The sequence below is a fragment of the Pseudonocardia sp. McavD-2-B genome, from assembly GCF_024124365.1.
Taxonomy (GTDB): Bacteria; Actinomycetota; Actinomycetes; order Mycobacteriales; family Pseudonocardiaceae; genus Pseudonocardia; species Pseudonocardia alni.
Map to the genome: position 1 here is coordinate 1 of NZ_JAMXSG010000259.1, position 8,561 is coordinate 8,561.

Below are 8,561 nucleotides of genomic sequence, written 5' to 3' on the forward strand. Positions count from 1 at the left end.
GGCGGAGCGGCACCGGGCTCCGTGCGTCGCCGCCGTCGCCGACCCGCGACGAGTGCGGCGCCGGTCAGCAGCACCAGCCCGGCGACGGCCGCCACGAACGGCACCGAGGCCGGGTCCCCGCCGTAGGCGCCGATCGTCACGAACGCCACCGCCGAGGGCGCCACCCCGAGCACCGACCCGGCCAGGTAGTCGCGCAGCCGGATCGCGGTCAGCCCGCAGGCGTAGCTGAGCACCGGGAACGGGATCACCGGCAGCAGCCTGCCCCCGGCGACGGCCCACAGCCCGCCCCGGCGCAGCCGCGCGTCGAGACGGCGGATGCGGGCGCCGCCGATCCCGGCGACGACCTCGCGGCCCAGCGTCCGCGACAGCACGAAGCCGATCAGCGAGCCCACGGCGACGGCGGTCATCGTCGTCGCCAGGCCGACGGGCAGGCCGAACAGGACCCCGGCGGCGATGCCCATCACGGTCGCGGGCGCCGGGACCAGGGTGAACCCGACGAACAGCAGGGTGAACAGGACCGGTGCCGCCCAGCCCGCGGACGCCGTCGTCGCACGGACGCCCTCGACCGTCGGCCAGCCGGTGACCAGCAGTACCGCGGAGCCCGCGGCCACCAGCGTCACCAGCAGCACGGGCCGCCACCATCGGGCCACCGTCGACCACCTCCACCCGGGTCTACGAGTGCGGGTACCCGCGGGGTTCGGGTGAGCACCGGCACGGACCGGTGAACGGCGACCGGTGTGCGGCGGACGACGGTGTCCGGTGTGACACAGTCTCGGCCTGATGAGACGTCCGGCGCGCACCCGCACCCTGCTGGGGTGGATCGCCGTCGCGTTCGTCGGGGCGTGGATCGTCGGGACCGTCACGCTGATCGCGGCGGCGGGGGAGCGCGGTGCCGACGACCGGGCCGCGCTCTACGAGCGGGGCGAGGCCGCGCTGCGGACCCCCGACGGTGGCGGTGCCCGGCTGCACGAGCTGCTGCTCGACGCCCCGGACCGCGGTTTCGCCGACGACTACGTCGAACGCCTCCAGGCGGCCGGGTCGCCCGCCGTGCTGCCCACCGGGCCGGACCGGGTCGAGGTGCGCTCGGGACCGGTGCTGGTGACGCTGTCGGTCACCGAGGAGGCGGGCCGCTGGTACTTCAGCCTCCTGCCGCCCGGGGAGCGGGAACCGGGCTGACCACCGGGCGCCACCACGGCGTCCGCGACCGGGGCGCCGGCCCGGGGCCCGCCGCGACGACGACACCGGGGAACCCGGTCAGCAACCGCGGCACCGCGCGGCGCAGCCGTCGCACGGCGGCGGCGCCGTCGACGTCGTCGAGGCGCGCCTGCAGGAACAGCCCGCCCCCGTGGCGCGCGGTCCGCACCCGGGACAGCTCGGGCAGCGTCCGCGCCAGCACGCGCAGCTCCTCGGCGGTGAGGGGACAGCCACCGACGACCACCGTCGCGGTGAAGGGGCGCGTCCCGTCGTGCTCCGAGCTCATGGAGTCCCCTACGAGCGGAGCCCCCGTCCGGATGCGGTCCCGGCCGGGAGATACCCACTTCTCATGACGCCGGGACCTGGGGTTACTCCGTCCGCAGCAGCTCCGTGACGTCCGTCCGGAACTGCATCGCCCGATAGGGCCAGTTGGTCGTGGTGTTCCACTGGCTGACGACCAGGTGCAGGTCGTCGAGCGTCGAGCCGGGGACGACGTAGCCGCCGTAGAGCTGTGCGACGCGGCCGGTGGCGTGGTCCTCGTCGTCCCAGCCGCAGCCGGTGAGCACCGTGGTCCGCGGGGCGCGGTGCAGGTCGGCGTTCGGGCGGTCGAGCAGCAGTGTGTCGATCCGGTAGTTCCCGGCGTCGAAGACGGTGAGCAGCAGGTGCTCGCGACCGTCCGGGCCGGGCACCCGGCGCAGGTTGAGCTCGCCGAACGCGCCGGGGAGGGTCAGCGTCGGCGGGTTGCCCCAGTCCCAGCGCTCCCCGGCGAAGCCCCACGGCTCCCACGCGTCGCGGTCGGTGATCCGGTCGGCGGGCACCCGGTGCAGCAGCAGGCCGTCGCGGCGCTGGAAGCCGGTGGTGTAGGCGTAGACGTAGCCGTCGCCGCCGTCGCACCAGGTCAGCTGCTGGAACAGGCCGTCGTGGTGGTCGCCGGGCCAGTCGCAGCCGGTCCGCTCCCAGGTGACGCCGTTGTCGCGGGAGGCGACGATCTCGCTCCACAGCACGTTGCCGAGGCCCTTGTTGGCCATGACGTGCAGGTACATCGTGTCGCCGACGGTGATGACGTCGGCCGGCAGGATCGTGGTGACGCGCCGGTGCAGCCGGAACCAGTTCGTCGCCGGCTTGCTGACCAGGCGGCAGGCGTAGTCGGCCGCGTCGCCGCCGGAGCCGGTCCAGCGCAGGCCGCCGCGGACGTCGTCGGGGTCGGCGAACAGCACGACCGGGGAGCGCCAGCCGGGCCCGCCGACACCGGCCCGGTCGAACGTGTCGCCGAAGACGGCGACCAGGCGCCCGTCCGGGGCGGTGGCGAGGATGCCGAGGTCGGTGCCGCCGATCCCGAACCGGTCGGTGTACCCGGGCCCGGTCAGGTCGGCGATCTTGGTCGTGACGGCCATGGCGCGACCCTACGGGCGGTACCGCGCGATCGCGTCGCGGGTCGCGGGCAGCGCGAACACCTCCGCGAAGGTGTCGACGCTCGCCTCCACCGAGCCGGTGATGCCCTGCTCGCGCCAGGTCTCGAGCAGCTCCTTCTGCGCCGACAGGACCTCGCGGGTCGGGGCGAGCAGCGTCGCGACGAGGTCGTCGACGGCGGCATCGAGCCCGGCGGGGGAGTCGACGAGCCGGTTCACCAGCGGCGCCGTCCCGGGCTCGTCGACCCGGTGCACGCTGCCGGTCAGGACCATCTCCTGGGCGAGCGCGGCACCGACGTAGCGGGGCAGCAGCGCCGCGTCGACCACCGACGGGATCCCGAGGCGCACCTCGGGCAGCCCCACCCGCACCCCGGCGTGGGCGACGCGCAGGTCGCAGGCCAGCGCCAGCTCGAACGCCGCACCGAGGCAGGCGCCGTTCAGCCGGGCGATCGTCGGCACCGGTGCGGTGCGCACCGCACGCAGGCAGGTCGCGAGCCGGGTGATGATCGCGCGACCGTCGCCGGGGGCGGCGTCGCGGAACACGTCGAGGTGCATCCCGGCGCCGAACGCGCGGTCCCCGGCCCCGGTGACGACGACGACCCGCACCCGGTCCGGGAGGTCGGTGACGGCCGCGGTGATCGCGTCGACGTCGCCCGTGTGCAGTGCGTTGGCGGCCTCGGGACGGTCCAGGGTGACCGTCCGGACCGCGCCGTCGTCGTGCACCCGCGGAGTCCCCATCAGTGCACCGTCCACGGCGGCGGGACGGTGCGTGGGGGGCGTCGCCGCAGCACCAGGACCAGCACCAGCAGCACGATCGCGCCGACGCCGGCCGCGACCGGCGTCAGGATCGCCAGGATCAGCGGGGCGATCCCGGCCGCGGCGACGACCAGCGCGACCCCGATCCCGCGTGCCCCCGGCGCGGCCGACAGCGTGACGGTGCTCGGCTCGTCGACGGGACCGCCGGTGGTCGCGGGGACGGCGACCTCCGCGGGCAGCCCGGCCCAGCGCACCCAGGACAGCAGCGCCAGGAGCGCCGGCACCGCGACCGCCGCTCCGCCGATCCACCGCCACCCCCGGACCACGACGATCATCGGACCACAGCGGCGGCCGCGACGACAGGTCCTACCGGGCGGCCGCCGCGGCCACCGCGTCGGCGAACACCTGCGGCGCCTCGACCGGGACGAAGTGCCCGACGCCGTCGACGGGGGTGACGGTCACGTCGGTGAAGAACTCCCCGACCCGGTCGGACCAGTCGCGCGGGAACAGCGGGTCGTGCTCGGGCCACAGGAACGTCGTCGGGACGGTGACGCGGTCGGCCGGGTCGGGCGCGGTCTCGGCGAGCGAGCGGGCCACCGCGCCGCCGCCGGAGCGGTACCAGTTGATCGACGCGACGAACGCGCCCGGCGTCCCGTACGCGACGGCGAGGTGGTCGAGGCGCTCGTCGTCGGGGGTGAACTCCGGGCCGGACCAGTGCGACCAGAAGTGGCGCAGGTACGCGCGGGCGGCACGGGCGTCGCCGTCGACGAGCTCGCGGGCCAGGTCGAGCTGGTGGAAGGACTGGTACCAGAACTCGCGCACCGGCTGCTCCGCGAGGATCCGCCGCCCGACCCCCGGCGCGGGCGGGGTGACCACGAGCTCGCGGAGCAGGTCGGGCCGGTCCTTCGCGACCTGCTGGCCGACGCGGCTGCCGACGTCGTAGCCGGCGACGACCACATCGGACAGGCCCAGCTCTCCCAGCAGCGCGGTCAGCGAGAGCGCCTGCGCGGCCGCCGAGTACTGCTCGGCCGGGTCGCGGTCGTGCGAGTCGGACCCGCCGAACCCGCGCAGGTCCGGGACGACGACGTCGTGCGCGGGGGCCAGCCGCTCGGCGACGGCGGTCATGTCCGTCCGGTCGCCCGGCCAGCCGTGCAGCAGCAGGACCGGCGGCGCGCCGGGCTGGCCGTGGCGGTCGTAGGCCAGTCGGAAGCCGTCGGTCGCGGCGGACAGTGGCATCGCGGGGATCCTCCGGGATCGTGGGACGGGCGGCTCGGTGTACCGAGAAATGATGATGGGGCGCCCGGGTCGCGACGGCCATACTCGCGCGTGTGAGTGAGCGCCGGAACCCCGACGTCGAGGTCGACTGGGACGACCCGGAGACCCCCACCCCGGGCTGGATGGGGTTCCTGCTGGCGCTGTGGCTGCTGCTCGCGCTCGCGTGCGGGTGGTCCGCCGTCGACGACCTGCGCCTGGCCAGCGGCGCGGTCGGCGCGCCCGGGGTCCTGGAGGTCACGGACTGCACCGACCTGGGGGAGGGTCGCTACGACTGCAACGGCCTGTTCCGGCCGGACGCCGGCGGTGACCCGATCGCCGTCGACGCCTCGCCGGACTCGTCGGCCGGGGAGGTCGTCGCGGCGCAGCTGACCACTGCCGGTGACCGTGCGGTGCCCACCGGGACGACCGGGGTGCTCGCCGCACTGACCCTGCCGTTCCTCGGCGTCGCCCTGCTCGGCTACCTGCCCTGGAGGACGGCGGTGGTGCTCGGCACCCGGCGCGGCCGCCGCGGGCTCGCCGTCCTCGGGCACGTGGTGACGCTCGTCTTCGGGACCGCGACGACTGTCGGCCTGGTCCTCTCGTGACCCGTCCGGTCGAATTGTCGGGCCGTAACGGTTACCGTTCGCCGACCGTTCGGCCGACACGTCAGGGGGAACCGTGTCCCAGGCACCCACCACCGGAACGACGGAACGTCACCGTCTCCCGGTCCGGACGCTCGTCGCGGCGTCCATCGGCAACGCGGTCGAGTGGTACGACTGGACGATCTACGCGACGTTCTCGATCTACTTCGCGACGCAGATCTTCCCGCCCGAGAACGCGGCGCTGGCCCTCATCTCGACGCTCGCAACCTATGCGCTCGCCTTCTTCTTCCGGCCGCTGGGCGGTCTGCTGCTGGGCCGGTTCGCCGACCTCAAGGGCCGCCGCACCGCGATGCTGGTGACCATCCTGCTGATGGCGGGCGGGTCGTTCGTCATCGGCCTGCTGCCGACGTTCGCGATGATCGGCTGGTTCGCCCCGGTCCTGCTGCTGCTCGCGCGCATCGCGCAGGGCATGTCGCTGGGCGGCGAGGTCTCCAACGCCTCGGCCTACCTCGCCGAGATCGCCCCGCGCGAGCGGCGCGGGCGCTACTCGTCGTTCTTCTACATCTCCACCGGCACCGCGGTGCTGTTCGCCTCCCTCACCGGCTTCGTGCTGGCCGCGACGCTGACCGAGGACCAGCTGGCCTCCTGGGGCTGGCGGATCCCGTTCCTGCTCGGCGGGGTGCTCGGGATCATCGGGCTCTGGATGCGGCGCCAGATGAGCGAGAGCGAGCAGTTCGAGGAGAACAAGGAGTCCGCGGCCCGGATCCGCAACCCGCTGATGCTGACCCTGCGTGAGCACCCGAAGGCGGTCGCGCAGCTCGTCGGCTTCACGATCCTGCACACGCTCTGCTACTACACCTTCTTCTCCGCGCTGACCCCGTACGCGACGAAGTCCCGCGGGGCCGACGCGTCCGAGGTCTTCCTCGCGCTGTCGATCGCCACGGCGATCTTCGTACTCCTGCAGTACCCGATGGGGGCCGCCGCCGACCGGTACGGCCGCAAGCCGCAGATGCTGGTCTGGTCCGCGGCCACCGCGGTGCTCGTCGTACCGCTGTCGTTCCTGATCGGACCCGGCTTCTGGAACATGTTCCTCGTCTTCGTCGTCGGGCTGGGGCTCTACACGGCGATGACCTCGGTCGCGCCGGCGATCATGAGCGAGCTGTTCCCGACGAAGGTCCGGGCCCTGGGCATCGGTGCCTGGTACAACCTGACCGTTGCGGTGTTCGGCGGGACCGCGCCGCTGGTCATCGCCTCGCTGCAGGAGGCGGACCTGGCGATCCTGTTCTTCGTCTACGTCGCCGTCGGGGCCGTGATCTCCTTCGTCGCGGTGCTGACCCTGCCGGAGACGAAGGGCTCCGCCCTCCGCTGACCGGGTACGCTCCATCGAAACGACGCCGTTTCGATGGAGAGCTCGCGATGACCAGCACCGCACCGGCCGACACGCTGCGCCACCTCGCGCACGGCGCCACGATCGAGGAGGGCCTCGGGTTCTTCGACGCGCTGCCCGCCGTCGGGGTCGCGGAGATGCTGGGCGACTGGTCGGGCGGCGAGATCCCCACCGGCAACCCGATGGACGGGCTGCTGGGGCGTTTCGGCTGGCACGGCAAGCGGTTCGACGGCGTCGACGACGTCCACCCGCTCGTCATGGACCACCCCCGCGGCGGCCTGTTCTCGCTCAACCCCGCCCTGGTCCCGCTGCCCGCGCTGCTGCGCCACCCGGCCGCGCTGCGCAACCCGACCCTGGCGCGGATCGCCCGCACCGCGGGCCCCGCGCTCGCCACCCGGGCCCCGAAGGCGCGGCTGCGCACCACCGAGTACCGCGGGGTCGCCAGCGCCACCATGTGCTACGACGACCTGCCGATCCACGACGTCTTCCGGCGCGTCGACGACGCCACCGTCCTCGGTGCCATGGACATGCGCGGCCTGACCCATCCGTTCCTGTTCTTCCTGCGTCGCGAGTGACCAGCCGCTTCCCCGACGAGCGCCGCCGGGAGGTGCTCGCCGCGACCCGGGACCTCGTCGCGGAACGCGGCTACTCCTCGACCACCGTCGAGGCCGTCGCCGCGGCGACCCGCACCAGCAAGGCCACGCTCTACCGGCAGTGGGGCGACAAGGCCGCACTCGTGGTGGAGGCCGTCTCGGCGGGCAGCCCGCTCGCGATCGACCGGATCGACACCGGGTCGCTGGCCGGGGACCTCGCCGCGGTCGTCGACCAGCTGGCCGCGCGGGCCGCGGTCGACGTGCCGATCGTGCTGGGACTGGCCGGGGCCGGACAGCGCGACCCCGCCCTGCCTGCCGCGTTGTCCTCGCGGCTGCTGCCGCAGGTCGAGGCGCTGCGCGCGGTGGTGGCGCGGGCCGTCGCCCGCGGGGAGCTGCCCGCCGACCCGCCCGCCGCCCGGCACCTGCCCTACCTGCTGGCGGGCGCGGTGGTGGCGCCGACGCTGCTCGACGGGCCGGCCGCCGTCGCCGACGCCGGGTACCTGCGGTCGGTCTGCGACGACGTGCTGCTACCGGCCCTCGGGGCCCGCGCGTGAGCTCCGCGCGCTCCTAGGCGGGCCCGTCGACGACCTGCACGACACCGTCGGCGGTGCCGGTGACGAACAGCCGTCCGGTGTCCGGGTCGACCGCCACCGTGTTCGGCTGGCGCACGGTGGGGATCCGGGCCACCTCCCGCGGCGTCGGGTCGGTCATGTCGTAGCCGACGAGCAGGTTCGCCCCGGTCGCGGTGACCCACACGCGGTCCCGGACCGGGTCGTAGGCGATCCCGTAGGGCTCGCCGGGCAGGTCCACCCGTCCGACCTCGGCCGGGGTGCCCGCCGGGTCGAAGACGATCAGGTGCCCGCCCCGGGTGTCGGTCGCGATCATGCGGCCGTGCCGGTCGGCGACCAGGTGGGTCGGGCCGTCGCCGGCCGGGAGCTCGCGGATGCCGTCGCCGGTGGCGGCGTCGTAGACGGTGAGGGTGTTCTCGCGGACGTCGATCAGTCCGACCCGGTCGCCGACGGGGGCGAGCCCGGCGGGCTGGGTGACGTCGGTCAGCTGGCGCACCACCCGGTCCCCGCGGACCACGGACACGCTGCCACCCGCCTCGTTGGCGACGAACACGGTCCCGGCCGCCGTCCCGGTCGCGTCGTGCGCCATCGGGCCGGTCATGACCTCCGAGGACACCTGGCCACCGGGCAGCGAGACGCGCAGCAGGCCGTTCGCGCTCTCGCTCGGGACCAGCACCGGCCCGCCCGGCCCGGCGAGCTGCAGGTGGCGCAGCACGCCCGGCAGCGGCACCCGCCCGACGACGGCGGCGGTGTCGGCGTCGAGCAGCACGAGCCGGTCGGGCTGCCGCACCCCGACC

General features: G+C 74.6%; 12 protein-coding genes. 5 read left to right on the forward strand and 7 right to left on the reverse strand.

The features are described from left to right. On the reverse strand, positions 1-650 hold a 650-nt coding region (locus tag NH602_RS24955), incomplete at its 3' end, for a TVP38/TMEM64 family protein (protein WP_253069061.1). A 130-nt stretch (positions 651-780) separates the two neighbouring features. Here NH602_RS24955 and NH602_RS24960 point away from each other — a divergent pair. Further along, a complete protein-coding gene (locus NH602_RS24960) occupies positions 781-1,176 on the forward strand; it encodes a hypothetical protein (protein ID WP_179762557.1) in 396 nt (131 codons plus the stop codon). Here NH602_RS24960 and NH602_RS24965 read toward each other — a convergent pair. From NH602_RS24965 to NH602_RS24985, 5 genes are all read right to left on the reverse strand, one after another. Next, positions 1,139-1,480, reverse strand: a complete 342-nt coding sequence (locus NH602_RS24965; protein WP_179762558.1) for a hypothetical protein — start codon at positions 1,478-1,480, stop codon at positions 1,139-1,141. The two genes, NH602_RS24960 and NH602_RS24965, sit on opposite strands and share 38 nt — an antisense overlap. An 82-nt stretch (positions 1,481-1,562) precedes the next feature. Then, on the reverse strand, positions 1,563-2,588 hold the full coding sequence (locus tag NH602_RS24970) for a DUF4185 domain-containing protein (protein WP_179762559.1): 1,026 nt from the start codon (positions 2,586-2,588) through the stop codon (positions 1,563-1,565). 9 nt (positions 2,589-2,597) lie between these two features. Further along, the gene (locus tag NH602_RS24975) at positions 2,598-3,341 is read right to left on the reverse strand and encodes an enoyl-CoA hydratase/isomerase family protein (RefSeq protein WP_253069062.1); all 744 of its coding nucleotides are present in this window, start codon (positions 3,339-3,341) and stop codon (positions 2,598-2,600) included. Continuing rightward, a complete protein-coding gene (locus NH602_RS24980) occupies positions 3,341-3,694 on the reverse strand; it encodes a hypothetical protein (RefSeq protein WP_253069063.1) in 354 nt (117 codons plus the stop codon). Before NH602_RS24980 ends, NH602_RS24975 begins: the two co-directional genes overlap by 1 nt. A 31-nt stretch (positions 3,695-3,725) precedes the next feature. Then, a complete protein-coding gene (locus NH602_RS24985; protein ID WP_253069064.1) occupies positions 3,726-4,595 on the reverse strand; it encodes an alpha/beta fold hydrolase in 870 nt (289 codons plus the stop codon). A gap of 92 nt (positions 4,596-4,687) precedes the next feature. On the opposite strand from NH602_RS24985, the gene NH602_RS24990 reads away from it, so the two are divergent. From NH602_RS24990 to NH602_RS25005, 4 genes are all read left to right on the forward strand, one after another. Further along, complete coding sequence (locus NH602_RS24990) at positions 4,688-5,218, forward strand: hypothetical protein (RefSeq protein WP_253069065.1); 531 nt, start codon at positions 4,688-4,690, stop codon at positions 5,216-5,218. A 73-nt stretch (positions 5,219-5,291) separates the two neighbouring features. Further along, entirely contained in the window at positions 5,292-6,584 is a 1,293-nt protein-coding gene (locus NH602_RS24995) for an MFS transporter (RefSeq protein ID WP_253069066.1), read from the forward strand. A gap of 47 nt (positions 6,585-6,631) precedes the next feature. Further along, positions 6,632-7,177, forward strand: coding sequence for a DUF4334 domain-containing protein (locus NH602_RS25000; protein WP_253069067.1), 546 nt, complete (start codon positions 6,632-6,634; stop codon positions 7,175-7,177). Further along, complete coding sequence (locus tag NH602_RS25005; protein WP_253069068.1) at positions 7,174-7,749, forward strand: TetR/AcrR family transcriptional regulator; 576 nt, start codon at positions 7,174-7,176, stop codon at positions 7,747-7,749. Before NH602_RS25000 ends, NH602_RS25005 begins: the two co-directional genes overlap by 4 nt. A gap of 13 nt (positions 7,750-7,762) precedes the next feature. Here NH602_RS25005 and NH602_RS25010 read toward each other — a convergent pair. After that, positions 7,763-8,561 (reverse strand): YncE family protein (locus NH602_RS25010; protein WP_253069069.1); only part of this gene is annotated, 799 nt, incomplete at its 5' end.

What these genes read in the sequence shown, in the direction of transcription:
- NH602_RS24960 (WP_179762557.1), top strand. Translation starts at nt 781, where the DNA reads ATGAGACGTCCGGCGCGCACCCGCACCCTGCTGGGGTGGATCGCCGTC.
- NH602_RS24965 (WP_179762558.1), bottom strand. Translation starts at nt 1,480, where the DNA reads ATGAGCTCGGAGCACGACGGGACGCGCCCCTTCACCGCGACGGTGGTC.
- NH602_RS24970 (WP_179762559.1), bottom strand. Translation starts at nt 2,588, where the DNA reads ATGGCCGTCACGACCAAGATCGCCGACCTGACCGGGCCCGGGTACACC.
- NH602_RS24975 (WP_253069062.1), bottom strand. Translation starts at nt 3,341, where the DNA reads ATGGGGACTCCGCGGGTGCACGACGACGGCGCGGTCCGGACGGTCACC.
- NH602_RS24980 (WP_253069063.1), bottom strand. Translation starts at nt 3,694, where the DNA reads ATGATCGTCGTGGTCCGGGGGTGGCGGTGGATCGGCGGAGCGGCGGTC.
- NH602_RS24985 (WP_253069064.1), bottom strand. Translation starts at nt 4,595, where the DNA reads ATGCCACTGTCCGCCGCGACCGACGGCTTCCGACTGGCCTACGACCGC.
- NH602_RS25000 (WP_253069067.1), top strand. Translation starts at nt 6,632, where the DNA reads ATGACCAGCACCGCACCGGCCGACACGCTGCGCCACCTCGCGCACGGC.